General features: G+C 60.8%; 24 protein-coding genes and 1 pseudogene. 6 read left to right on the forward strand and 19 right to left on the reverse strand.

The window, feature by feature from the left end:
- Positions 1–12: 12 nt before the first annotated feature.
- The 4 genes from HMPREF3155_RS09980 to dapB all read right to left on the reverse strand — a co-directional run bounded on the left by HMPREF3155_RS09980 (position 13) and on the right by dapB (position 4,646).
- Positions 13–2,118, reverse strand: coding sequence for a ribonuclease J (locus HMPREF3155_RS09980; protein WP_083281305.1), 2,106 nt, complete (start codon positions 2,116–2,118; stop codon positions 13–15).
- Between the two features lie 2 nt (positions 2,119–2,120).
- On the reverse strand, positions 2,121–3,029 hold the full coding sequence (dapA, locus tag HMPREF3155_RS09985; protein ID WP_070433232.1) for a 4-hydroxy-tetrahydrodipicolinate synthase: 909 nt from the start codon (positions 3,027–3,029) through the stop codon (positions 2,121–2,123).
- Between the two features lie 87 nt (positions 3,030–3,116).
- On the reverse strand, positions 3,117–3,866 hold the full coding sequence (thyX, locus tag HMPREF3155_RS09990; protein ID WP_062044100.1) for an FAD-dependent thymidylate synthase: 750 nt from the start codon (positions 3,864–3,866) through the stop codon (positions 3,117–3,119).
- Positions 3,867–3,899: 33 nt separating this feature from the next.
- The gene (dapB, locus tag HMPREF3155_RS09995; RefSeq protein ID WP_070433233.1) at positions 3,900–4,646 is read right to left on the reverse strand and encodes a 4-hydroxy-tetrahydrodipicolinate reductase; all 747 of its coding nucleotides are present in this window, start codon (positions 4,644–4,646) and stop codon (positions 3,900–3,902) included.
- Between the two features lie 154 nt (positions 4,647–4,800).
- Between dapB and HMPREF3155_RS10000 the strand changes: the two genes are divergently transcribed.
- Complete coding sequence (locus HMPREF3155_RS10000; protein WP_246817729.1) at positions 4,801–5,187, forward strand: VOC family protein; 387 nt, start codon at positions 4,801–4,803, stop codon at positions 5,185–5,187.
- A gap of 164 nt (positions 5,188–5,351) precedes the next feature.
- Here the strand turns inward: HMPREF3155_RS10000 and HMPREF3155_RS10005 are convergent, their stop codons facing one another.
- Entirely contained in the window at positions 5,352–7,592 is a 2,241-nt protein-coding gene (locus HMPREF3155_RS10005; protein WP_070433234.1) for a polyribonucleotide nucleotidyltransferase, read from the reverse strand.
- Positions 7,593–7,741: 149 nt separating this feature from the next.
- On the opposite strand from HMPREF3155_RS10005, the gene HMPREF3155_RS10010 reads away from it, so the two are divergent.
- Positions 7,742–8,254 carry a CPBP family intramembrane glutamic endopeptidase gene (locus tag HMPREF3155_RS10010; protein ID WP_070433235.1) on the forward strand — a complete coding sequence of 171 codons (513 nt, stop codon included), beginning with the start codon at positions 7,742–7,744 and terminating at the stop codon, positions 8,252–8,254.
- A gap of 13 nt (positions 8,255–8,267) precedes the next feature.
- Here the strand turns inward: HMPREF3155_RS10010 and HMPREF3155_RS10015 are convergent, their stop codons facing one another.
- From HMPREF3155_RS10015 to HMPREF3155_RS10030, 4 genes are all read right to left on the reverse strand, one after another.
- Positions 8,268–8,582 carry a DUF4288 domain-containing protein gene (locus HMPREF3155_RS10015; RefSeq protein WP_046645302.1) on the reverse strand — a complete coding sequence of 105 codons (315 nt, stop codon included), beginning with the start codon at positions 8,580–8,582 and terminating at the stop codon, positions 8,268–8,270.
- Between the two features lie 109 nt (positions 8,583–8,691).
- Entirely contained in the window at positions 8,692–8,961 is a 270-nt protein-coding gene (rpsO, locus tag HMPREF3155_RS10020) for a 30S ribosomal protein S15 (protein ID WP_005528980.1), read from the reverse strand.
- Positions 8,962–9,128: 167 nt separating this feature from the next.
- The gene (locus tag HMPREF3155_RS10025; RefSeq protein ID WP_061923117.1) at positions 9,129–10,061 is read right to left on the reverse strand and encodes a nucleoside hydrolase; all 933 of its coding nucleotides are present in this window, start codon (positions 10,059–10,061) and stop codon (positions 9,129–9,131) included.
- Positions 10,062–11,087 (reverse strand): bifunctional riboflavin kinase/FAD synthetase, encoded by a 1,026-nt coding sequence (locus HMPREF3155_RS10030; protein ID WP_061923120.1) that lies wholly within the window; start codon positions 11,085–11,087, stop codon positions 10,062–10,064. It abuts the gene before it with no gap.
- 37 nt (positions 11,088–11,124) lie between these two features.
- Here HMPREF3155_RS10030 and truB point away from each other — a divergent pair, with 37 nt between their 5' ends.
- Positions 11,125–12,018 carry a tRNA pseudouridine(55) synthase TruB gene (gene truB / locus HMPREF3155_RS10035; protein ID WP_061923122.1) on the forward strand — a complete coding sequence of 298 codons (894 nt, stop codon included), beginning with the start codon at positions 11,125–11,127 and terminating at the stop codon, positions 12,016–12,018.
- A 31-nt stretch (positions 12,019–12,049) separates the two neighbouring features.
- On the opposite strand, the gene HMPREF3155_RS10040 is transcribed toward truB, so the two are convergent.
- The 9 genes from HMPREF3155_RS10040 to rimP form a co-directional block, all read right to left on the reverse strand.
- Complete coding sequence (locus HMPREF3155_RS10040; protein WP_061923124.1) at positions 12,050–12,718, reverse strand: 4'-phosphopantetheinyl transferase family protein; 669 nt, start codon at positions 12,716–12,718, stop codon at positions 12,050–12,052.
- Positions 12,718–13,545, reverse strand: coding sequence for a metallophosphoesterase family protein (locus HMPREF3155_RS10045; RefSeq protein ID WP_062044087.1), 828 nt, complete (start codon positions 13,543–13,545; stop codon positions 12,718–12,720). The genes HMPREF3155_RS10040 and HMPREF3155_RS10045 overlap by 1 nt, the downstream gene beginning before the upstream one ends.
- A gap of 30 nt (positions 13,546–13,575) precedes the next feature.
- Positions 13,576–14,850 (reverse strand): MATE family efflux transporter, encoded by a 1,275-nt coding sequence (locus tag HMPREF3155_RS10050; protein ID WP_061923129.1) that lies wholly within the window; start codon positions 14,848–14,850, stop codon positions 13,576–13,578.
- Positions 14,851–14,927: 77 nt separating this feature from the next.
- The gene (locus tag HMPREF3155_RS10055; protein WP_061923132.1) at positions 14,928–15,920 is read right to left on the reverse strand and encodes a DHH family phosphoesterase; all 993 of its coding nucleotides are present in this window, start codon (positions 15,918–15,920) and stop codon (positions 14,928–14,930) included.
- Between the two features lies 1 nt (position 15,921).
- Positions 15,922–16,365 (reverse strand): 30S ribosome-binding factor RbfA, encoded by a 444-nt coding sequence (rbfA, locus tag HMPREF3155_RS10060; RefSeq protein WP_061923135.1) that lies wholly within the window; start codon positions 16,363–16,365, stop codon positions 15,922–15,924.
- Positions 16,366–16,711: 346 nt separating this feature from the next.
- Complete coding sequence (infB, locus tag HMPREF3155_RS10065) at positions 16,712–19,561, reverse strand: translation initiation factor IF-2 (RefSeq protein ID WP_070433236.1); 2,850 nt, start codon at positions 19,559–19,561, stop codon at positions 16,712–16,714.
- A 165-nt stretch (positions 19,562–19,726) separates the two neighbouring features.
- Positions 19,727–20,038: a YlxR family protein gene (locus HMPREF3155_RS12715; RefSeq protein WP_082778614.1), complete on the reverse strand. Its 312-nt coding sequence runs from the start codon at positions 20,036–20,038 to the stop codon at positions 19,727–19,729.
- 129 nt (positions 20,039–20,167) lie between these two features.
- Positions 20,168–21,184 (reverse strand): transcription termination factor NusA, encoded by a 1,017-nt coding sequence (gene nusA / locus HMPREF3155_RS10070; protein ID WP_061923138.1) that lies wholly within the window; start codon positions 21,182–21,184, stop codon positions 20,168–20,170.
- A complete protein-coding gene (rimP, locus tag HMPREF3155_RS10075; RefSeq protein ID WP_061923141.1) occupies positions 21,181–21,747 on the reverse strand; it encodes a ribosome maturation factor RimP in 567 nt (188 codons plus the stop codon). Before rimP ends, nusA begins: the two co-directional genes overlap by 4 nt.
- Positions 21,748–21,784: 37 nt before the next feature.
- On the opposite strand from rimP, the gene HMPREF3155_RS10080 reads away from it, so the two are divergent.
- Both HMPREF3155_RS10080 and HMPREF3155_RS13395 read left to right on the forward strand, forming a co-directional pair.
- On the forward strand, positions 21,785–22,672 hold the full coding sequence (locus HMPREF3155_RS10080) for a hypothetical protein (RefSeq protein ID WP_070433237.1): 888 nt from the start codon (positions 21,785–21,787) through the stop codon (positions 22,670–22,672).
- Positions 22,673–22,992: 320 nt separating this feature from the next.
- Positions 22,993–23,148 (forward strand): annotated as a pseudogene (locus HMPREF3155_RS13395) (MMPL family transporter); the annotation flags it as partial.
- Here the strand turns inward: HMPREF3155_RS13395 and HMPREF3155_RS10085 are convergent.
- Complete coding sequence (locus tag HMPREF3155_RS10085; RefSeq protein WP_061923143.1) at positions 23,117–23,494, reverse strand: DoxX family protein; 378 nt, start codon at positions 23,492–23,494, stop codon at positions 23,117–23,119. The pseudogene HMPREF3155_RS13395 and the gene HMPREF3155_RS10085 overlap by 32 nt on opposite strands.
- Before the next feature lie 208 nt (positions 23,495–23,702).
- Here HMPREF3155_RS10085 and HMPREF3155_RS10090 point away from each other — a divergent pair, with 208 nt between their 5' ends.
- Positions 23,703–24,038, forward strand: a complete 336-nt coding sequence (locus tag HMPREF3155_RS10090) for a transglycosylase family protein (protein WP_061923146.1) — start codon at positions 23,703–23,705, stop codon at positions 24,036–24,038.
- The last annotated feature ends 125 nt before the right edge of the window (positions 24,039–24,163 follow it).

Below are 24,163 nucleotides of genomic sequence, written 5' to 3' on the forward strand. Positions count from 1 at the left end.
GCCTAAAGGTTTTTAAAGGGACTCGCGGGAAGCCTCTACCTCATCGTCGTCTGCAAGCAACGGACCAGAGTTGGTCGGAATGATGGTCGGCAAGATGACCGGCTCACGCTTGTACTTGGAATCCATGAGCTTGGTGACCTTGCGGCGGACCTTCTGGACCATGCGGTAGGTGTCGTTCTCGCCTTCGGCAGCGAGATCGTTCATGGTGTTTTCCACGATCTCGGCAACCTCTGGCACGATTCCACGGTCGTCGTCGGAGAAGCCCGTGGTGGAAACCGCTGGCTTTTCGAGCAGACGCGAGGTGCGGTTGTCGATGACACAAGTGATGGAGACAACGCCGCCAGCGCCCAGGTTGGTGCGGTCTGCCAAGGTATCGGCATCGACGTCACCCATGGAAACACCATCGACGTAGAGGTTGCCCACTGTGATCTGGCCAACGACCTCGGCACGACCCTTGCGCAGGTCTACAACGACGCCGTTTTGGGCGAGAACCACGCGGTCGCGGTCGACGCCAGTAGAGACAGCCAGTTCCTTGTTCGCACGCAAATGGCGCCACTCGCCGTGGACCGGCATAGCGTTCTTCGGACGTGCAGCGTTGTAGAGGAACAAAAGCTCGCCGCCGTAGCCGTGGCCGGAAGCGTGAACCTTAGCCTCCTTGTTGGTGACAACCTCGGCACCAATCTGGGAGAGCATGTTCATCACACCGTAGACGGCCTCTTCGTTACCCGGAATTAGGGAGGAAGAGAAGATGATCAGATCGCCATCGCGGACGGTGATCTGGCGGTGCTCGCGACGCGCCATGCGCGACAGTGCCGCCATCGGCTCGCCCTGGGTACCGGTGGTAATCAGAAGGACCTTGTGCGGTGCCATCTTGGCAGCCTCATCGATCGGGACGATGGTGCCGCGTGGAACCTTAAGGAAGCCCATCTTCTCGGCGATTTCCATGTTGCGCATCATGGAACGGCCGTTGAACGCGACCTTGCGGCCAGCGTAAACGGCGGCGTCGATAGCCGCCTGCACGCGGTAGACGTTCGAGGCAAAGGACGCAATGATGACGCGCTGCTTGGCATTGGAGACCAAGCGGCGGAAGGTAGCCGGGATATCGCCCTCAGATGCGGAAACGCCTGGGATGTTCGCGTTGGTGGAATCGCAGAGCATGAGGTCGACGCCCTCGTCGCCGTAGCGAGACAGCACCGGAAGGTCGGTCGGACGGTTATCCAGCGGGGTCTGGTCCAGCTTGATGTCACCAGTGTGGATGATATTGCCAGCCGGGGTGCCCAGCATGATGCCCAATGCATCTGGCACGGAGTGATTAACCGCCCAGAAGCGCAGACGGAACGCACCGTAGTTCACGTCGGACTTCTCGTTGACCTCAACGAACTTCGGCTTCTGGCGGTGCTCCTTACACTTCGCCGCAATCAGGGCGATGGTAAAGCGCGATGCCACGATTGGGATATCCGGGCGCAGCTTGAGAAGCCACGGGATAGCACCAATGTGGTCCTCGTGAGCGTGGGTAACCACGAGCGCCTTGACCTTGTCGATCTTCTTTTCGATCGGGCCAAAGTCCGGCAAGATAAGGTCCACGCCCGGCTCCCCGGAGGACGGGAAGAGCACGCCACAGTCAATGATGAGCAGCTCGTCCTGGTACTCAAAGACGGTCATGTTACGACCGATCTCTGAAATACCGCCCAGAGCGTAGATGCGCAGGGCATCCTTCGGCTGCTTCGGCGGCTGCGGCAGGCGCTTGGTCAGATCCGCGCCCTGCATGGACTTCGGAACGTTGCGGCGACCGCGGTTGTTGTTGCGGTTGCCACGGCCACCATTGTTGTTGCCGTTATTGCCGTTGTTGTTATTTCCGTTGTTCTCGGCGTTGTTGCCGCCACGGCCGCGACCGCGACCACCACGGGAGCCACGGGAACGCGAGCGGCGGTTGCCGCCGTTCGAGTTCTCGGAATTGCCGTTGCTATTGGACTTCTTGTCGCCGGATTCCTGCTTTGGCTCCGAGTTGCTCGGTGCCTGAAAAACCGGCGAAGCCGCCTCGTTGGAGGCGGACTCGGTTTCCGCTGGTGGGCCCGCCTTGCGGGTAACCTTGCGGGAACGGTTACGGGGTTCAGTCATTCTTAAAGGACTCCAGCCTTTTCCATATCACGGCGAAGTTCCTCAATCTCCTGCTCGCTTGCTGCGACAACAGGCAGACGAGGATCTCCGACTTCGATGCCCTGCAGGCGCAGGGCAGCCTTTGCGAGTGTTGCTCCTCCCAAGCGTGCTTGAGCTTGGATGAGCGGGGTCAAAGTTTGTGCATTGATCTCCCTTGCGCGTGCAAGATCGCCTTCTTCGAAGGCATCCAGAAGATCTGCGAGACCGCGCGGTGCTGCATGGCCAACCACGGAGATGACGCCAGATGCGCCCAAGGAAAGCCACGGCAGGTTTAGCGGGTCATCGCCGGAGTACCAGGCGAGGCCGGTCTCCTGAATAAGTGGGGTGGCTGCACCAAGGTTGCCTTTGGCGTCCTTGATGGCCTGAATAGTCGGCAATTCCGCGAGGCGACGGATGGTATCCGTCGCAATCGGAATGCCCGAGCGGCCAGGAATGTCATAGAGACAAATTGGGGTATCAGTTGCCTGAGCAATCGCTGCGAAGTGCGCATACACGCCTTCCTGCGAAGGCTTGGAGTAGTAAGGGGTCACGACGAGCAGGCTGTCTGCTCCCGCTTCTGCGGAAGCCTTTGCCATCTCAATCGAGGTGGCGGTGTTGTTGGTACCTGCTCCAGCGCAGATCTTTGCGCGGTCCCCTACTTCTTCCTTGACGGCCTTGAGCAGCGTTAGCTTTTCATCCAGCGTTGTCGTCGGCGATTCACCGGTGGTACCGCCCAGAATCAAAGAGTCGATACCGTTGTCAACGAGGTGAGCTGCCAGCCGGCGTCCCGCAGCGACATCGAGTTTGCCATCCCCGTCAAACGGGGTGACCATGGCTACTCCGACACGTCCGAAGGTTTCTACGCCTGTCTTTGCTGTCATACCTGTGCTCATAGCCGTCAAGATTACCCGCTTCCCGCGAAATTTTGTTCATCGGGGTCGCGTGGCGGAACAAGCTATGGCCACCGCCACGGACTTGAGCTAGGCGTATGGGCTCGCTGCCATTTCGGTGCCGTCGGCAAGCTGGGTGATGTGGAAGTCATCGAATACCACCGGCGACTGCTCCCGCAACAGCTTTAGGCAGGCAATAGCTAACTCGCGCATCTCGGTATCCGCCTGCTCTGTGGCACGCGCGCCGATGAAGTGACGCCAAGCGCGGTAGTTTCCGGTAACCACGATGCGGCTTTCCGTGAGATTGGGCAACACCGCACGTGCCGCCTGCCGAGCCTGCTTCTTGCGCAGCAGTGCGTTGGGCTCATCTTCTAACTTGCTCTCCAGCGCGCTGAGCAGCTCGTTATAGACAAAGCGAGTTTCATCAACGGCCTGCATAGTAAGCCGCGTCAGCTGCTCGTCTTCAGCAATGAGCTTGGGCAGCACCACCTGAGTTTCCTCCGGGTGGACATAGCGCTGCGAGAGCTGGGAGAAGGAAAAGTGGCGGTGGCGCACCAGCTCATGACTGGCAGAGCGCGACAGGCCGCGGATATACAATGTAGCCGTGGCGTGCTCCAGCAGAGCGTCGTGGCCGACCTCCAGAATGTGGCGCAGGTAGGCCGAGTTTGTCGCGGTGCGCGGGTTCGGCTTATCGAAGGACTCGTAGCAAGCCCGGCCAGCAAATTCGACGAGAGCCTCGCCATCGGAGGCTGCCTGTTCCCTCTCCCACTCGATGCCCTGCGGCGGGTGGAACTGCGTTGCCGCGATGAGCTGGACGTCCAGTTCGCTAATGCGTGCCATATTTAGTGCCTTATGTCTCCCCGATAGTCCGGCTTATAGGCCCAAGTACTTCTCAAGACCGACGGTCAGCCCTGGGTGCTCTGCAATCTGGCGAACGCCGACCAGCACTCCCGGGGTGAAGGAAGAACGATCATAGGAATCCTGGCGGATGGTCAAGGACTGCCCCTGGGCGCCAAAGATGACCTCCTCGTGGGCAACCATGCCGCGGGTACGCACGGCATGGACTGGGACACCGTCGACGTCGGCGCCGCGTGCCCCTTCGAGAGCCTGCTCGGTAGCGTCCGGCATCTGCCCTAGGCCTGCTTCCTTGCGGGCGGCCGCAATGCCCTGCGCGGTGTGGATGGCGGTGCCAGAAGGCGCATCCAGCTTGGTTGGGTGGTGGTACTCCACAACCTCGGCGGTCTCGAAGTACTTCGCGGCCTGTGCTGCGAAAACCATGGTCAGCACGGCGGAGATAGCAAAGTTTGGTGCAATCAGGACGTTGCCGGCGCCATCTTGCTTGGTCCACTCCTCGACCTGTGCCAGGCGGTCTGCGTCGAAACCGGTGGTGCCCACGACACAGTGAATGCCGTTGCCAATGCAGAACTCGAGGTTTGCCATCACCGAAGATGGCTGGGTGAAGTCAACGATAACCTCGGCGTGGTTATCCACCAGCACCTGCAGGTCGGTATCGCGGTCAACCTCAGCGACCAGCTCGAGGTCATCTGCCGCATTAACGCCTTCTACAATCGCCTGGCCCACGCGGCCCTTCGCGCCCAAGACGCCAACTTTGATAGCCATAAATGCTCCTTTGCCCTGTTCAATGTTCAACGTTCAATCTAAATTTAAATACGTATAAGCACGCTACATCTAGCGCAGGCCTTATTGCCTGCCCCAATGCCGACCAGTCTAACGCGCCAGTTGGCAACGTAGACTTTGTGCCATGCGTATCTAGATTGCTTCCGTGCTTGTCGACGACGTCGCTCGCGCCCACGATTTCTACGTCAACACCTTGGGATTCAAGGTTAAAGACGATGTCCCGCACGGCGACTTCCGTTGGCTCACTGTCACCAACGCCTCCGGTCCAGCCGACGGCAGCGGCATTGAACTCCTGCTAGAGCCCAAGGGCCATCCAGCAGCAGCTCCTTTTACCGAGGCTCTTAAAAAGGATGGCATTCCGCTCACCCAATTCATGAGCGAGGACGTGCAGGCCGAGTATGAAGAACTCAAGGCCAAGGGCGTCGGGTTCACCATGGAGCCAACCGACGTCGGCCCTTCCATCATCGCTGTCTTCGACGACACAGTGGGCAACCTGATTCAGCTAGTCCAGCTCAAGCATTAAAGCCTTTCAAAACTAACAAGACACAAAAATCTCCTCCCTCAACATTTCACGCCGCAATAGCAGCGCCAGCTTAAACTTTAAGCAGATGTTGAGCGGAGGAGATTTTCTATTTTGGAATGCTCAAGGCTTTAGGTCATAAGGCCTAAAGCCTAAAGCCTGAAGCCTTAAGCCTCTTCGACTGGAACCAAGGAGATCTTTCCGCGGTTGTCGATGTCTGCGATTTCGACCTGAATCTTATCGCCGACGTTGACGACGTCCTCGACCTTCTCGATGCGCTCGTCGCCACCAAGCTTCGAGATGTGGATGAGGCCATCGCGGCCTGGGGTCAGGGAGACAAACGCGCCGAAGGCTACGGTCTTAACGACGGTGCCCAAGAAGCGCTCGCCGACCTTCGGCAGCTGCGGGTTAGCGATGGAGTTAACCTTCTCAATCGCTGCGTCGGCGGCCTCACCAGTTGCGGCGGAGATGTAGACGGTGCCGTCTTCCTCGATGGAAACCTCAGCGCCGGTCTCCTCGGTAATCGAGTTGATGGTCTTGCCCTTCGGGCCGATGAGCTCGCCGATCTTGTTGACCGGAATCTTCACGGAAGTGATCTTCGGAGCCAGACCAGACATCTCGTCTGGGCCTTCGATGACCTCAGCCATGGTCTCCAAGATGGTGGCGCGGGCGTCACGTGCCTGCTCCAGTGCCTTAGCCAGGACCTTGGATGGGATGCCATCGAGCTTGGTGTCCAGCTGCAGCGCGGTGATGAACTCGGAGGTACCTGCGACCTTGAAGTCCATGTCGCCGAATGCGTCCTCGGCGCCCAAAATGTCAGTCAGAGCGACGAACTTCTCCTTGCCGTCTACCTCACCGGAAACCAGGCCCATTGCGATACCTGCAACCGGAGCCTTCAGCGGCACACCAGCGTTGTACAGGGACAGCGTGGAAGCACAAACGGAGCCCATGGAAGTAGAACCGTTGGAGCCTAGCGCCTCAGAGACCTGACGGATGGCGTACGGGAAGTCCTCGCGGGAAGGGATGACCGGCAGCAGGGCGCGCTCGGCAAGAGCACCGTGGCCGATCTCGCGGCGCTTTGGGGAGCCAACGCGGCCGGTCTCACCGGTGGAGTACGGCGGGAAGTTGTAGTGGTGCATGTAGCGCTTGCCCGTGACCGGGGTCAGGGAATCGATCTGCTGCTCCATCTTGAGCATGTCCAGGGTGGTAACGCCCAGGATCTGGGTCTCACCGCGCTCGAAAAGGGAGGAACCGTGTGCGCGTGGGATGAGGTCAACCTCAACGCCTAGGTCACGGATGTCGGTGACGCCACGGCCGTCGATACGGAAGCCCTCGGTGAGGATCTTCTTGCGCACGATGGCCTTCATGACAGCGTTATACGCAGCACGGATCTGCTTGGAGGCATCCTCATCCTCAAACTTCTCGAGGAGATCCGCCTCGACCTGCTCCATGTACTCGTTGGTAGCGTCGTCACGGTCCTGCTTGCCAGGGATGGTCATCAGCTTCTCCAGCTTCTTGGAGGCTGCCTTTTCCACGGCGGCAAATACGTCATCGGTGTACGGCGGGAAGAGTGGGAACTCCTGGGTTTCTTTCGCTGCGCGCTCAGCCAGACCTGCCTGCGCCTCGCACAGGGTCTTGATGAATGGTTTTGCTGCTTCAAGGCCTGCTGCAACGGTGGATTCCTGCGGTGCCGGTGCGCCTTCCTTGATGCGCTCTGCAACGTTGATACCAGCGCCTGCCTCAACCATCATGATGGCAACGTCTTCCTTGCGGCCCTTCTTCACAATGCGGCCGGCGACGACCATCTCGAACAGCGCACGCTCGTGCTGCTCGTGGTTCGGGAACGCAACCCACTGGCCTTCTGGATGCTTGTCATCAGCGATAAGCGCCATGCGCACGCCGCCGACGGCGCCGGATACCGGCAGGCCGGAAAGCTGGGTGGAAGCAGATGCACCGTTGATGGCGATGACGTCGTAGTACTCCTCCGGTGCCATGGAAAGCACCGTGACAACGACCTGCACCTCGTTGCGCAGGCCCTTGACAAAGGTCGGGCGCAGTGGACGGTCGATCAGGCGGCAGGCCAGGATGGCTTCGGTGGAGGGACGGCCTTCGCGGCGGAAGAAGGAGCCCGGAATCTTGCCGGCTGCGTACATGCGCTCCTCGACGTCCACGGTCAGCGGGAAGAAGTCGAAGCCCTCACGCGGCTGGTTGGAGGCGGTGGTGGTGGACAGAAGCATGGTGTCCTCGTCCAGGTAAGTGGTGACAGAGCCGCCCGCCTGACGAGCCAGCTGGCCAGTCTCAAAACGGATGGTGCGGGTGCCAAAATCGCCATTGTCAAGGGTGGCGATTGCTTCGGTGATACCGAATTCTTCATCAATGTTGAACTCAACAGCGTTTCTAGCGCTCAAAGTTTTCTACTCCTTGTAGCCCGGCGATCATCGGTGCCGCCGGTTAAAAATGGTTAGGTTTCTACAACGAGTAGCGATTTTAGCAGCTTTCCTGGGATTATGTCGAACATCACGCTCCCCGACTCGCGGTACAGACTTAGACTTAAACCATGGTCATGTTGTTGCTGTGGTCGCTTCCCACACTCATCTACCTTCTCCTGCGCCGCCAGCCGGCAGTCGCCGTCTGCGGACTGGGACGTCCATGGGCGCGCGGGTGGGCGTGGGCAGCGGTGATGCTGCTCGTGGTGCTGGTGCTGAGCTACCTCGCGTTGTTGCCTGTGCCGCCGGAGGTTGTCGCGCAGACCACGACTGCAACAACGGCAATGGGATTCCTTGCGATGGCGCTGCGCGCGGTGGGCGAAGAAATCTTCTTCCGCGGTTTCCTACAAGGAATTATCACCCAGCGCTGGAATGCCGGCGCGGGAATTACAGTGCAGGGCCTCCTCTTCGGCCTCATCCACCTACCGCTGGCCATGCTGGATATCAGCCTCATCCCGCTCTTTGTTTTGCAGATTGCCACCGGCTTCGCCATGGGTTGGCTGCGCGAGAAAAGCGCTTCTCTATGGCCCGGCGCCACCGTGCACGCTACCATCAACGTCCTCACGGCAGTGCTCCTCGTGTAGCCCACGCTCGGGACTAGGCGAACGGGTCGCGCCCTCCCAGCATCATTTCGAAGCGCGCATAGTCCTCAAGCGACGCAAAGTGGCGCGCGTAGAGGTCCACGTCTCCCTCGACCGTGCCGTCGAGTGCGGGCGCGACATCCACGATGTGGCGCATCACGATTGTGGGATGCTCTGCCGATTCTTGGCTACGCGCCAGCGCCTCGACCTTCGCGCGCGCCTCATCGTCGTCTGTGGCACGGACGAGGACAAAATCTTCCCGGAAATACGACGGCTCACTGGGCTCTACCGATTCAAGTTCAAAAACGACAATGCCGATATAAGGTTCCATGGTGCCAAGCTACCGTCTCTGGGGCCGCGATACCTGCTGCGTGATCGAGACGGCCTCAAAAACGCAACAAACCCCGTCCGAAGACGGGGTTTGAAAGCAACCGAAAGGCTTAGCGGCGCAGGCCCAGGCGGGAGATGAGGTCACGGTAACGATCGATGTCGTTAGCTGCGAGGTACTTCAGCAGGCCGCGGCGACGACCGACCATCAGCAGCAGACCACGACGGGAGTGGTGATCGTGCTTGTGGAACTTCAGGTGCTCGGTCAGGGTGTTGATACGGGAGGTCAGCAGAGCGATCTGTGCCTCTGGGGAGCCGGTGTCGGTCTCGTGCAGGCCGTACTCCTTGAGGATCTCTGCCTTCTTCTCGGTGCTCAAAGCCATGTTGGATTTCTCCTATTGTATTTCAGTCCGCATGAAATTCTTAGCGCCTTTAACTGCTGCGGACCGCAGTCACAAAGCCAAGGGATAACTCTAACAGCTTTTCTGCCCCAAACCCAAACTGCGGCTTCTTGGCACAATCCGCAGGAAGGCACGCCACTTTCTGCACGTTAATGCTGTTGCAGAAGCGAATCGAGCTTGTCCATCAGCTCGGCCACAAAACGCGGGGCATCCACATCTACTGCCACGTGGGCAGCCTTGTGTAGTTCTTGCATCCTGGCAACGTCGCCGATGGTGCGGCCAGGGGTCGTGCCAGTAGTTTCGCAGGCCAGGTTGGTATCGAAGCAGGTGACCAGGCTAGGGTCTGCCGCCACGGCCACCGCGAGCGGATCATGCAGGCCACAACCGCCCAGGTCCGGTTCGATGGCGGCGTAGGCGCGGATGTAATAGTCGAGCATGTCCGCATAAACGCGTCCGGCCCGCGTACCGAGCCCACGCCACTGCCGTGTCTCCGCAGTGGTCAGAAGCGTTTGCAGCGTAACATCCAAGCCCACCATCGTGACATCGCGTGCAGTGCGGAAGAGGAAGTCCGTGGCAGCGGGGTCCTGCGCCACATTGGCCTCAGACCAGGTGGTGACGTTGCCCGGCACGGTCAGGGCGCCGCCCATCATGACGATGCGAGTATCCGCGAGTGCCGGTTCAGCTTTCAGCGCCGCCGCAATCGTGGTGGACGGCCCAGTCGGGATAATCACCAGGTCTTCGCCATGTTCACGCGCCGCCCGGCACAGAAACTCCACCGCGGATTTTTGCTGTACCTGCCCGCGCGGCGGCGGAAGCAGGACGTCGCCAATGCCATTGCGGCCATGGATGAATGCGGAAATGGGCTTGACCTGGAATCCCGCCGGCTGCGCACCGGCAAAGACCGGGACGTCGCCCGCGCCGAGCAGTTCCAGCAGCACCAAGGTATTGCGCACGCCCAGTTCCACAGGTACGTTGCCATAAGTCACTGTCACGCCGATGAGCTCGAGGTCTGGGTGCGCCAGCGCATAGGCCAGCGCCAGAGCATCGTCGATCCCGGTATCAAGATCCAAAATGACCTTCATTTAGCCCTCCTGCAGGAAGTACTCGTCCTTCTCCCAACCGCGGGCCTTAGCATCCTCGGCGAGGACCTCACGTGCCTTGGCCACATCTGCCGCCATCGCGTCCAGCAACTCTTCTACCGAGTTGAACTTCACCATGTCGCGCAGATGATCCACGAACTTTACCGTGGCCACGTGCCCATAGAGATCGGCATCGCGATCCAGCACGAAGGACTCGATGGAACGTTCTTCGTCGCCGAAGGTCGGGTTCGTGCCCACGGAGATCGCCGCCGCATAAGCCACGCCGTGGTCCATGTTGCCCTCGACGGGCGCCTCAGCCGGCTCCAGGATGAACCAGCCCGCATAGACGCCATCGGCCGGAATAGCCACGCTATCCGGGAAGTACTGATTGGCGGTGGGAAAACCGAGCTCCTTGCCGCCGCGCCCGGCACCGCGCACCACCGGGCCAGTCACTGAGAAGTGGCGGCCAAGAGCCCAGTTAGCCTTGGAAATCTCACCTTTCGCCAGGTTGGCGCGGATATTTGTGGAGCAGATTCGCACCCCGGCGTCGTCAAGCAACGGCACCACGTCGACGCTAAAGCCATGGGTTTTACCGAACTCCACCATCGCGTCCGCCGTGCCGCTCGCGCCCGCACCGAACGTGAAATTCTCCCCCACGACCACGTGACGCGCATGCAGCTTTCCCACAATCAGGTCTTCGACGTAGTGCTGCGGAGTCGTGCCCACAAGCTCCTTGGTGAAGTCGATGACGAGCACCGCATCGATGCCCATCTCTTCCGCCAGCTGCAGGCGGCGCTCAAACGTCACCACGGACAGCGGCGCGCGCTCCGGGAGGAAGACCGCGACGGGGTGCGGATCAAAAGTCACCATCACCGTGCGCAATTCCTTTGCGCGCGCGAAGCTCACCGCATTATTGATCAGCTGCTGATGGCCGCGGTGTACGCCGTCAAAGACACCGATGGTCACCGCAGTCGGGCCAAAGTCACCGGGGATGCTGTCGATTCCGTACCAAATATCCACGGCCACCATGCTAATGCACGGCGAGGCGTGGAATAGACTGCAGGGCATGACTGATGCGCTCGCAAATTCTGGCCTGGTGGTAGTGGACAAGCCGCAAGGCATGACCTCACACGATGTGGTGGGCCGCCTCCGCCGCATATTTCACACCCGCAAGGTGGGCCACGCAGGCACCCTCGACCCGATGGCCACCGGCGTTTTGGTGGTCGGTTTGGAACGCGGCACCAAGTTCCTCGCGCACATGGTCGCGTCAACCAAGTCCTACGACACCACTATTCGCCTTGGCATGGCGACGCATACTGACGACGCCGAGGGCGAGCGCACCTGGGGCGAGCCTGCAAGCGAACTCGATATGGAGCAGGTCAATAAAGAGGTCACAGCTCTCACCGGTGACATCATGCAGCGCCCCGCCGCAGTCTCAGCTATCAAGATCGACGGCAAGCGCGCCCACGAGCGCGTGCGCGAGGGCGAAGAGGTAGAAATCCCCGCCCGCCCGGTTACGGTCAGCCGCTTCGACATCCTCGCCCACCGCATCGAAGGTGAGTACCTAGACCTCGACGTCACCGTTGATTGCTCGTCCGGCACCTATATCCGCTCCCTCGCCCGCGACCTAGGTGAGGCGCTCGGCGTGGGCGGTCACCTCACCGCCCTGCGCCGCACGGAGGTAGGGCCTTTTAAGCTTGGCGACGCCCGCACTCTCGACGAGCTTGCAGAGGCTCCGGCCTTATCGCTTAGCCTCGACGAGGCGCTCGCCCGCTCCTACCCTGTCCTTCAGGTCACCGAAGACGAGGCAAAGGCGCTAGCCATGGGCAAATGGCTCGAGCCGCGCGGGCTAAAGGGCACCTATGCGGCGGTAGATCCTGATGGTCGCTCGATTGCGCTCATCAAGGAAAAAGGAAAGCGCCTGGCCACGGTATTCGTGGCGCGGCCGTCGACGCTTTAAGCCTGAGAGTGGACTATCGAGAGCCCACCCGCTAAAAGCCCACCGCGGGCACCACCGTGGACACAATGACGAAGCCATCGCGGATCATCCAGCGCCCGCTAATCAGCGGCACTGGGGTCGGGCGGGCCAAGATATAGGAGATCAAGGTGCCGTCGAGGCGCAGGTCGATCTCTGCTTGGTCGAAGTCCAGCCAGCGATGTGTCATGGGAAACCACGCTTTGTACGTGGCTTCCTTGGCGCAGAACAAGAGGCGATCGGGACAAGCAATCCCGGCGTCGGCAAGCTGCGTTAACTGCGCCATCTCCCCTGCGCGCGCAATCATGGTCAGCACGTGATCGGGCAATGGCTCGGCGGGTTCGGCGTCGAGGCCCATAGAGCGCACATGTTTACTCGGAGCCGCTACCGCCGCACGCAGGCCCTCTGTATGCGTCATGGAACCGGTATAGCCGTGCGGCCACAGCGGCATGCCCCGCTCGCCGCGCATGATGGGCTCCTGACTTGCACAGCCCAGCTCCTGCAAAGCGCGATGCGCGCACCAGCGGGCGTCTCCAAATTCCGCCTTGCGCACGTCTACTGCCTGGGAGACCAAGGATTGCTCCTGCGGGTCCAGCTGCGTGTAATTCATCAAATCCGTAAGCGCAGCGTCGGTGCGCACGTAGCAGTAGCGGGCGGTATCTGGGAACAGGTGTGGTTCCAGCATTAGCGCACCTCCTCAAGCGCCGAGGACGCGGGCTCATCACTGTGTAGGACCGGATAGGGCCACTGCTGGAGATGGCCGTGCGCCTCCCACTCGCGGGGATAGCCCAGTGAGACCTCGATGTGGTCTACCCCATCGACGTTGGTGCGGCCGGGCAGATGCAGGTGACCGTAGATGACCGCCTGCGCGTTATAGCGCCGCGCCCACGAGCGGGTATGGCGAGTGCCGCACCACAGGGCGATTTCCGGCCACGCCATGCGCAGCGTGGGTTCTTGAACCAGCGGCCAGTGATTGACCAACACCGTAGGCCCACTTACCCGGGAAAGGCGCTTGATGGAATAGGCAAGGCGATCCCAGCACCAGGCGCGAACATCGACGAAGGGAGCGATGGCGAAGTCATCGGTCATGACAATCTGGCGTTCACGGGCGCGTTCTAGGGCACCCTCGACGGTGGTGCCGGGTGGGCGGAAGCTGTAATCATAAAGGGTAAACAGCGGCACGATGGTCACCCCGCCGAAGACGGGATATGGGTCTTCCGGAGTCACCACGCCGATTTCGCGGCAGCCCTCCACCAGCTCGTCATACTTGGCGCGGCCCTGGCACCTATCTTGGGAACGCGAGAAGAGCTCGTGGTTTCCCGGCACCCAGATCACCTTGGCATAGCGCCGCGAAAGCTTAGTGAGGATGCGCAGTACGAGTTCGGTGCGCTCGGCCACGTCACCGGCCACGATGAGCCAATCGGCAGGATCTTCCGGGTAAAGCTCATCGATGCGGCTGGAATTAGCGCGCACTGCCGCGTGGAGATCTGACACCGCCCATAAGGTGGCCATGGCGTGCTCCTTTCTTCGTTCTCCTTCAGGTTAGACCACAGCCCAGCGCATCGAGCGGAAGCGATAGACCACGCCGAGGAAACGGATGAAAACAAACAGCGCAAGGCCGCACCACACGCCGGGCAGGCCCGCGCCCAAGGCGTAGGCCGCCCACACGCCGGGCAGGAATCCGCAGAGCACCGAAACGACGGTCAGCGTGCGTAGGAAGGCGGCATCGCTGGCGCCGAGCAGGACGCCGTCGAGTGCAAAGACCACGCCTCCCAGAACCACCATGGCAATCATGATGAGCCACGGCAGCCGGATGACCTCGAGCACCACTGCATCGGTGGTGAACAGTGAAGGAATGATGCCGATGCCCAGGGCTAGGACTACACCGAGCCCGAGCGCAAAGGCTGTGGAGTAGAAAGTGACCTTGGTTCCGACGCTGCGCGCATGTTTGGCCGAGCCCGCGCCGAGCGCCGCACCGGTCAGCGCCTGGGCGGCGATGGCCAGAGAATCCAGCACAAGCGACAGGAAGTTCCACAGCTGAATCATGATCTGATGCGCGGCAAGCTGGGCCGTTCCGAAGCGGGAGGCCACGGCGGCGGCCGAAAGGAAGGCCACCTGGAAGCTGGCAGAGCGCACGATGAGATCGCGGCCCAACACGAGCTGGCGCTTGACGACGCCCCACTGCAGCCGCCAGGAGCCCACGTGCTCACGGTGAAGTTCCCACAGGAAGAGCGAGGCCATGATCGCCATGCCCAGCACCGTGGCCCAGGCGGAGCCGGCAAGGCCCCACTGGTGGACGAATACTGGCACAGCAATGGCGCCAGGAATGAGGCCGGCCAGGGTAAAAAGCAGCGGTTTTACAGTGTTTTGGACGCCGCGCATCCAACCGTTGCCTGCCATCTCGATGAGATTGAGCGGGATAGCGAAGGCGGCGATGCGCAGCCACAACGCGGTGTCCTGGGCAGTTTCTGGATTGCCGGTTAGCCAGCGCGCAAAGTGCCCTGCGCCCAACCACATGATGACCGCCAGGGTCATGCCCACGCCGATGGCCACGTAGGTAGCCTGCACGCCCTCGGCTACGGCCTCGTCCTTTTTACCGGCGCCGAAAAGCCGCGAGGCGCGTGAGGTTGTGCCATAGGAAAGGAAGGTCAGCTGGGTGGTGACAACCGTGTGGATGGTCGCCGCAGCGCCAAGTGCGGCCAGCTGATGCGCGCCCAAGCGGCCCACCACGGCCGTATCCAGCAATAGGTAGAGCGGCATGGCAGCGAGCACGCCGAGCGCCGGAAACGCGAGGCGAAATACCTCACCAGCGCTCACGCGGGTGACTGCCTTACCTGGCTTCGAAGTATCTTCTGCTTCTGCCGAAGCATTGTCCTGTTCGCGCCGCGTGATGGTTACTCCCCTACAGCATTTTCTTCGTCGTAATTGGCAAGTGCGTCGACGAGATGAGCAATGATTTCTTCTGGCTTACCCAGGGCCGTATAGCCGGCCGCCGGGATGTGCCCGCCGCCGTCGAACATGAGCGCCACCTGCGCGCAGTTAACGGTGGAAGAACGCAGCGATACCGCCCAGACTCCCGCGCGTTGCTCTTTGAACACCACGCCCATGTCGGTGCCTTTGAGCGCGCGAACGAAGTCCACCATGGATTCCACGGCGGAATCGGAGTGCGACTGTACTTCCTCAACGGGCACAATAAGCGTGCCGAGGCGGTGCTCGCCGGCCTCGATGATGCGCAGACCAGACAGCACGCGGCCGACCATCTGCACGTCGTCGGCAGTATTGGAGTCCATCAGATCCACTGCGATCTGTTTGGTATCGAGCCCATAGAACATCAGGCGGGCAGCGATGTCGTGCATGACTGGCCGACCCCAGCGGAAGCTGCCGGTGTCGGTAACCAGACCGGCATAAAGGCAATGCGCAATCCCACGATCGATCTGCACGGAGAGCATATCGAGGACGTCGAGAAGCACCACAGTGGTGGACTCGCACTCCGGATCAATCAGATTGATGGAACCGAAACCGCGGTTCGATGCGTGGTGGTCGATGCACAGTACCCGGCCGGTGCCCGCCATCTTCTCCAACTCCCCCATGAGAGCGCCGGTGCGGTCGATGGAACCACAGTCCACCGTGACATAAAGGTCATAGCCTTTTGGCAGGGTGTTGACGAGCTCAATCTCGTCGGCGGCAGGGATGGTGAAGAGATTGTTCGAAAACGGGCGTTCCTGGCCGATGACGGTGCGGGTCTGCTTGCCCCGCTGGCGCAACGCCAGGTTCAACGCGGCGGCAGAGCCGATAGCATCCGCATCGGGGCGCAGGTGCGTAATGATGCAGATGCTGCTCGCTTCTATCAAGGCGTCGGCGGCGCCTTGATAATCAGCGCGGCGCACCCTAGGCCTCTTCCCGATCGGAATCCTTGTATGGGTTTGCGTCTCCAGCCGGCTTCGCGTTGGCCTTCAGCTTGGCAAGTTCGGCATCGCGGGCGCGGGCACGCTCCAGCAAATCCTCCATGTGGGCGGAAGCTTCCGGAACGGTATCGACCTCGAAGGCGAGCGTCGGGGTAAAGCGCACGGAGAGCTGATCGCCCACAATCTTGCGCAGCTGGCCCTTCGCGCGGTTGAGTGCCTCTGCTGCCTTGTCGAAGTCTGGCTCGGAGTCGATGTCCTTGCCGCGCACGGTGTAGTAAACGGTGGCATCATGGAGATCACCCGTGACGCGAGTATCGGTGATGGTCACCATCTCGAGGCGACGATCCTTGATCTCGCGTTCGATAGCACTCGCCACGATTTCCTGAATACGCTTGGCCATTCGTGCAGCACGAGCGTGGTCAACCATGGTGCAACTCCTTCTCCGTCGAACTAGCGATCTCTACCAAGATCTATAAAATCGTGTTCATCTTACATTACTCCGCATACATGTCCTGCAGCAGAAAGAGGAAGCGTCATGCCCCATCCTTTAAATGAGTTTCATGCCGATGCTCCGAACAAAGCAGCAAGCTGCCTCGAAAGGGCTGAACTCACGCAAGCTTCTCTGCTAAACAAGGCACGCATTAGCAAACCCAACTTGTCTTAAACCGGTCTGGATAGTTGAAACACTAAGGTTCAGCAGAAGCTACAAATAAAATCGCCAGGGCTTCCCCAGCGGGGAAACACCTGGCGATTTTATTTACACTGCTTGCGGACTAGGTACGCGGAACCTCGACCTCTTCGTAGGCCTGAATCTGGTCGCCCACCTGGATGTCTGGGTAGGACAGGACCATACCGCACTCGTAGCCGGCGTTGATCTCGTTTGCGTCGTCCTTTTCGTGGCGCAAGGACTCGATCTTGGCGTCGGAAGTGATGACGTTGCCATCGCGAACGAGGCGGACCTTGCCGTTGCGCTTGACCTTGCCCTCGGTGACCATGCAGCCCGCGATGGTGCCGACAGCGGAGGACTTGAACAGCGCGCGGATTTCCGCAGCACCGGTGTCGCGCTCCTCGTAGATTGGCTTAAGCATACCCTTGAGAGCAGCCTCGACCTCTTCGATGGCGCGGTAGATAATCGTGTAGTAGCGGATATCCACGCCCTCGGCGTTAGCTTCCTCAGTTGCCTTACCCTCAGCGCGAACGTTGAAGGCGATGATGATTGCGTCGGAAGCCGCTGCCAGGGAGACGTTGGTCTGGGTTACAGCACCAACGCCACGGTCGATGATGTTGAGCTGTACCTCGTCGTCGATCTCGATGTCCAACAACGCATCTTCCAGGGCTTCCACCGAACCGGCGTTGTCGCCCTTGAGGATGAGGTTGAGGGTCGAGGTCTCCTTGAGAACTGCATCCAGATCCTCGAGAGAAACGCGCTTGCGAGCCTTTGCCTGCAGAGCGGAACGCTTACGAGCATCACGCTGTGCAGCAATCTGGCGTGCCACGCGGTCATCTTCCACCACGAGCAGGTTGTCGCCGGCACCCGGAACACCGTTGAGGCCCTGGACCTGAACCGGTCGGGACGGACCAGCCTCTTCGACGTCGTTACCGAACTCGTCAAGCATGCGGCGGACACGGCCGTGCGCATCGCCAACGACGATGGAGTCACCAACGCGGAGGGTACCGCGCTGGACGATGACGGTGGCAACCGGGCCGCGGCCACGGTCGAGGTGAGACTCGATGGCAACGCCCTGTGCGTCCATCTCTGGGTTCGCAGTCAGTTCAAGCGCTGCATCAGCAGTCAGGATGACTGCCTCAAGCAGGCTGTCGATGTGCAGATCCTGCTTTGCAGAGATATCGACGAACATGGTGTCGCCGCCGTATTCCTCCGGCACCAGGCCGTACTCAGTGAGCTGGCCACGGATCTTCTCCGGGGAAGCCTCTGGCTTATCGATCTTGTTGACTGCAACCACGACTGGGATGTCCGCAGCCTTGGCGTGGTTGATTGCCTCAACGGTCTGCGGCATGACGCCGTCATCTGCTGCGACAACCAGGATTGCCAAGTCAGTGGACTTCGCACCGCGTGCACGCATAGCGGTAAACGCCTCGTGACCCGGGGTATCTAGGAAGGTGATGGTGCGCTCGCCATCTTCCAGTTCAACGGTGGTCTGGTATGCACCGATGCCCTGGGTGATGCCGCCGGCCTCGCCCTCGCGCTCGTTGGTCTTACGGATGGAGTCCAAAAGGCGGGTCTTACCGTGGTCGACGTGACCCATGACGGTAACAACTGGAGGACGGTTCTCCAGCGCCTCTTCGCCGCCTTCGTCCTCACCGAACTTCAGGTCGAAGGACTCGAGCAGCTCACGGTCCTCGTCCTCTGGGGAGACGACCTGGACGTCGTGGTGAATCTCAGCGCCGAGCAGCTGCAGGGTTTCCTCGGAAACGGAGGCGGTTGCGGTAACCATCTCGCCCAAGTTGAACAGTGCCTGCACCAGTGCTGCCGGATCTGCGCCAATCTTCTCTGCGAAGTCAGCCAAGGAAGCACCGCGGCGCAGACGAATGGTCTTGCCCTTGCCGTCAGGCAGGCGTACGCCGCCTACCTCATGCTTCTGCTGCTCTTCAAACTCATGGCGCTTCTGACGCTTCGACTTCTTGCCGCGACGCGGTGCGCCACCTGGACGGCCGAATGCACCTGCGGTACCGCCGCGACGTCCGCCGCGTCCGCCACCGCGGAAGCCGCCTGGGCCACCTGGACCGCCTGGTCCACCCTGGCCACGCCCACCGCGGCCGCGGCCACCGCCGCCACCGTTGGAGGACTTAGACGGCATGGCTGCCGGGTTTGGATGCGAAGGCATCATGGCCGGCGATGGACGACGACCGCCGCCCTGCCCCTGACGCTGGTTGCCCTCGCCCTGGCCCGAGCGTCCGCCGCCCTTGCCGCCGCGGTTATCGCCTGGCTTACCGCCAGGACGCTGGCCCTTGGAGCCGCCCGGACGTGGTCCTGGACGGCCGCCCTCGCCACCACCCGTGGAGAACGGGTTGTTGGCCACGCGGCGGGTGCCGCCCGGCTTCGGCATGGGGCGAGGCATAGCGTTGCCTGGGTTTGGACGTTCTGCGCCCGGCTTCGGGGCAGACTTAGAAGCGGACTTGTCCGCGCCGTTTGCCTGTGGCTTCTGGCCACCCTTCGGGCCCGGCTTAGCAGCACCTGGCTTCGGGGCGCCTGGCTTGGCAGCGGACTTCTGCTCTGCCTGTGCGGAAGCGGAATCCTTTGCGGCAGGCTTTGCACCTGGCTTGGCAGCTCCCGGCTTCGGGGCGCCTGGCTTCGGTGCGCCTGGCTTTGGCGCGTTAGCTGCAGGCTTTTCTGCCTTGGCAGCGCCTGCAGCCTTAGCTGACTTAGCGTCCTTGGCAGCCTTGTTTGCGGCAGGCTTTTTCTCTGCCGACTTCTCACCGGCCAGCTTCTCGCCGCCGGACTGCGCCTCGTAGTGGGCGCGCATCTTCTTTACCACTGGAGGTTCAATGGTAGAAGAAGCAGTCTTGACGAATTCGCCCTGCTCCTTGAGCGTAGCGAGTAGTTCCTTGCTGGTTACTCCGAGCTGCTTTGCGAGCTCGTGAACACGTAGCTTTCCGGGCACTTGTCTCCTTGTGATCGTTACTAGGAGCCAAGGCCTGGAAGTGGCCTGACCCCCTAGTTAATGGCTATGGACTTTCATCGCTGATGCTTCATCGTTGTGCGCTCATCAGTGTTCGGTCTTCCTTTAACTCTGGCTCGTGAAGGCGCGGTGCCTTCACGAATGCACCTATGATTCGCCGGCTTTCGCCAACTTCTCCAGGTACTCACGTACGTGACCTGTATCCACGTCAGTGGATAACCGAAGCGCGCGCCGAAATGCTCGGGTGCGCTCCGCCAGCTCTAATGCAGAAAGTTCCGGGCTAATCCAGGCTCCCCTTCCGGGAAGGCGGCGCCGCGGATCCGCCACGACACGTCGGCCGCTTGGGTCATCGCGGTCAACGACAACACGCAATAGCTGCGTATCGGGAAAGCGGCGGCGCGTAGCAATACAGGTACGAATACGTACGTGAGGGTCTGACTGTGGTTGTCTCAGTGACATCCAACTCCCTTACGTTTTCGCGCTTACCTGAAAAACGCCACAGCTTTTCTGCATGTGGGCCGTTATCTAGCTTACGCGAAAACCTGGCAGAACCTTAATTAGTACCTTTATCCCAGTGCAGCTCGACTACTAGTTGGATTTTGCATCGGAGTGGATGTCGATCTTCCACCCGGTAAGACGCGCCGCCAGGCGGGCGTTCTGGCCTTCCTTACCAATTGCCAAAGACAACTGGTAATCCGGAACGGTCACGCGCGCAACCTGTGCTTCGTGGTCGATGACCTCAACGCGGACAACCTTAGACGGCGCCAGGGAGTTGCCCACGTAGACGCTTGGGTCCTCGCTGTAGTCGATGATGTCGATCTTCTCGCCGCCGAGCTCACGCATGATGTTGTTGACGCGCTGGCCGCGTGGACCAATGCAGGCACCCTTGGCGTTAAGCCCCTTGGCGTGGCCCACCACTGCCACCTTGGAGCGGTGTCCGGCCTCACGCGCGATGGCCACCAGCTCAACGGTGCCGTCGCCCACCTCAGGGACTTCCAGCTCGAACAGGCCGCGCACCAGCTCCGGGTGGGTGCGCGAAAGGGTGATCTGCACCTGCGCGCCGTTGCGGGTAACTCCCACAACATATGCCTTGATACGGTCACCGTGCTCGAGTTTCTCACCCGGCAGCTGCTCAGCGGGCAGCAAGATAGCGTCCTGGGAATCCAGTTCAGTACCGAGCTGGACCACAACGACGCCGCGCTCGTTGGCGCGCACATCGCGCTGGACGACGCCGGATACGACGCGCCCAGTCAGTTCCGAATAGGACTCATAGGTTTGCTCGGCTTCTGCCTCGCGCAGCTTGCGGATGATGGCCTCGCGCACTGCCTGCGCACCGAAGCGACCAAAGTTTTCTGGCGTATCGTCGTATTCGCTCAAAGTCTCGCCAGTTTCCAGGTCGGTCTCCGTGACGATGACGGAAACTGCACCGGTGTCGGCGTCTATGTCTACGCGGGACTTGGTGCCCTCCGCCTTGGTTTCTGCCGACTGCTTGCGATAATCCAGGTACGAATACAACAAGGCACTCGCGATCGCTTCGAGCAGGTCCTTGACGTGGACGCCGCGCTCGTTCTGGATCGTACGGAGTGCCTCTAGATCAATATTCACTTTTCATCCTCTCGGGTTGCCGAGTTCTGCTCGGCGTATTCAAACGTCTGCTGCGCTGCCTCCTGCTCGTCCGCAGAAGGTTTAGCAAATTCAATTTCTACCACCGCGCGGTGGATATTTTCCAATCGCTCGATGCGGAATTGGACGTCCTTCTTCACCGTAGTGATAAGCGCTACCGCAGCCTCATCCGCGGAAAGCGCACCAATACGAGCCACTTCGGTCTGGCCCGGAGTGGTTTCAAATGCGACGAGGCGGCCACGGTTGCGGCGCCAGTGGCGCGGGGCGGTAAATGGCAGATCGACGCCCGGGGTAGAGACCTCCAGGGTGTAGCCTGCGCCAAAGTTCAACTCGCCTGATTCTTCCTTGGCATCGAAGAATTGGGAGATCTGATTGGAGACTTCTTCCAGGACATCGGAGCTCGGGCGCGTATCACCATCGATGCGGATGATGACCTGGGATTTCTTTCCCGCCTTGGTGGTCTTTACGTCCTCCACGTCGAGTCCGCGGGGCTCCAGCAATGGTTGGAGTAGTTCAGTTAATTGTTCTGCATCTGGAAAAGCCATGCGCTCTAGCCTAACTGTTACGTGTAAGGTCTTTTGCGTGAACCGCCGTGCCCTAGCCCCCATCGCAACGCTTACCGCCCTTGGCACACTCGCGCCCGCGCTGAGCGGATGCCAAGCCGTCGACTCCATCGTCGACTACTTTGGCCCCCGTCCCGATGAGGCACTCGTGGGCTTAGGCCGCAGCGCCGACGCGGACGCGCAGCAGCTCGCTGCGGTCGATCCCCACGCTTCGCAGTTGCGCTCCGAGCAGGCCGACGCCCTTTATGCCGAGGTCGAGCGGCTTTGCGGCCGCAACGAGAAAGGCGCTGCCCCGCGCTCCTGCGAGGTCCAGCGCGACCCGCAGGCCGCCGACCAAGAGCCGGCCGCAGAAAATATTGATGTCATCGAAGTCATGGACCAAGCCGCGGTGCATACCCGCGACGCCCTGAGCGAGGTCAGCGCGGAGTCCCGCGCGCTGGTGACCAACCAGGCCATCATCTTGGACGCGTGGGAGCCTTCCCAGCTGCCGGAGTCCCCGGAGCTTGATCCCAGCGAAGCCGCCCGCGCCCGAGAGCTTCTGGAATGGGAATACGAGCAGGTCTACGGCCTGGACTTCGCCCGCTCCTACGCCGCGCCGTCGATGGAAGAAAACATCGATGACCGCCTCGAGATGCACGAAAAACGCATCGCAGCGCTGCAAAAGTCACTCGCTCCGCTTGGCGAAGTCCCCCAACCGGCTCCCGCTTACGAGCCAACGCCTGAGGAAATGCCGCTGCCTAGCGACGCCGCTTCCGCCCAGGCTTTCGTCGACCACCTGGGGTGGAATGACTCCCTCGAGTGGTCTTCTGTCGCGTCACAAGCCGCCGCCCCCACTGCCGAGGGCGAGGAACGCGTGGCCTGGCGCAACTGGCTCATCGCCGTTGCTGCCCAATCCCACGGTTTATAGAAAAGCGTGAATCCCTAAACAAATCTTCGGGCCCCGCCTTAAGGCTGGGCTTTACAATGGCCATGGTGTCTCACCAGAAAATACGCCACCTTAGATGGCCCGCTCATCCCTAGCAAGGACGGCAACTCAGCCATCGTGCCAGTCCAGGTAACGGCCGGGACCTCTACCGAAATCGCCGACAAGGTCACCCAGCTGCGCGAGCACTTCGGTGAGCACGCCGGCACCCGCAGCGAGGGCTCTGTACTGGTAGGCGGCCCCGACTCCCAGCTAGCTGACGAAGAATCCGCGGCCGCGAGGATGCCCGGGCCGATACCCGCCGGGTCGCTCGGAGTGTTCTACTCGATACACTCATCGTGCGCAGCGTCTTGGTACCGGCCTTGGTCCAGATCCTCGGCGAGAAGTTCTGGTGGCCCACACACCTAAAGCGAGCTGCTACGAACAGCGCTAGCGCACAAACTGCAACGCCTCGCGAATAATCAGCAACTGTGCTGGCTGACGCAGCACGTGATAGAGCTTCTTACCTACGCCCGTGGAGGATTGATTCCAATCCTTGCGGGCGTGATACATATTGGCGGGCCATACCGCGAGCAACAGTGCTACTGCGGACCAGCCGCCGACGGAACGTGTGCGCTCATTAATTACTGCTGCACCGGTGGCCAGCTCCCAGATACCTGAGGCATAGTTATAGAACCGCGCACCGCCTGGCAGACGCGGCGGCACGATGGATTCAAATTCTTCCTTCTTCACAAAGTGCAGCGTGCCCATGCTTAGCATCACAGAGCCAAACGTAAGGGCACGGGCACGCTTCCAATCAATAGCCATGCCCTGACTCTACATCGCCGAGTTTTCTCCACCGAGCCCACAGCCGCTTAAGGCTTACTGAGTAGCGGCCAGACAATGAGCAGCAAACTTTACGACGCATTTCATTGCGAGGGCCCTCCCACCGCTTTTACGTTGGTTGGCCATGGACACACCGGAGATACCGCGTGGGTGTTCCTTTAATGACACAAAGAGAAGGAGAACTTTCTCAATGCGTTCAAAGAAGAAGTTTGCAACCCTGTCCGCTGCCGCTGCAATGGGCGTTGCCGCACTGGCGCAACCTGCCGCAAACGCTGCCCCGGCCTCCGCATGGGAACAGGTTGCAGCATGCGAGTCCGGTGGTAACTGGCAGATCAACACGGGCAACGGCTACTACGGTGGCCTGCAGTTCAATGCACAGACCTGGAGCAGCTTCGGCGGCCAGCAGTACGCCCCAACCGCTGACCAGGCAACAAAAGAGCAGCAGATTGCTGTTGCCGAGCAGGTCCTGACTACCCAGGGCGCCGGTGCTTGGCCAAACTGTGGTGGCCCGGTAGGCGGCTACTAAAGCCACACTCATACGTGCCATAAGGCCCTGCCCCTCGAACCGAAAGGGGCAGGGCCTTCGCGTATCCACAGCAACCCACCGCTTTGCATCCCCCATCAACGTACTTCTGTGTGCAAATAGGCCGC

Origin of the sequence: Corynebacterium sp. HMSC06D04, assembly GCF_001807315.1 — a bacterium.
GTDB classification, from domain to species: Bacteria; Actinomycetota; Actinomycetes; order Mycobacteriales; family Mycobacteriaceae; genus Corynebacterium; species Corynebacterium simulans.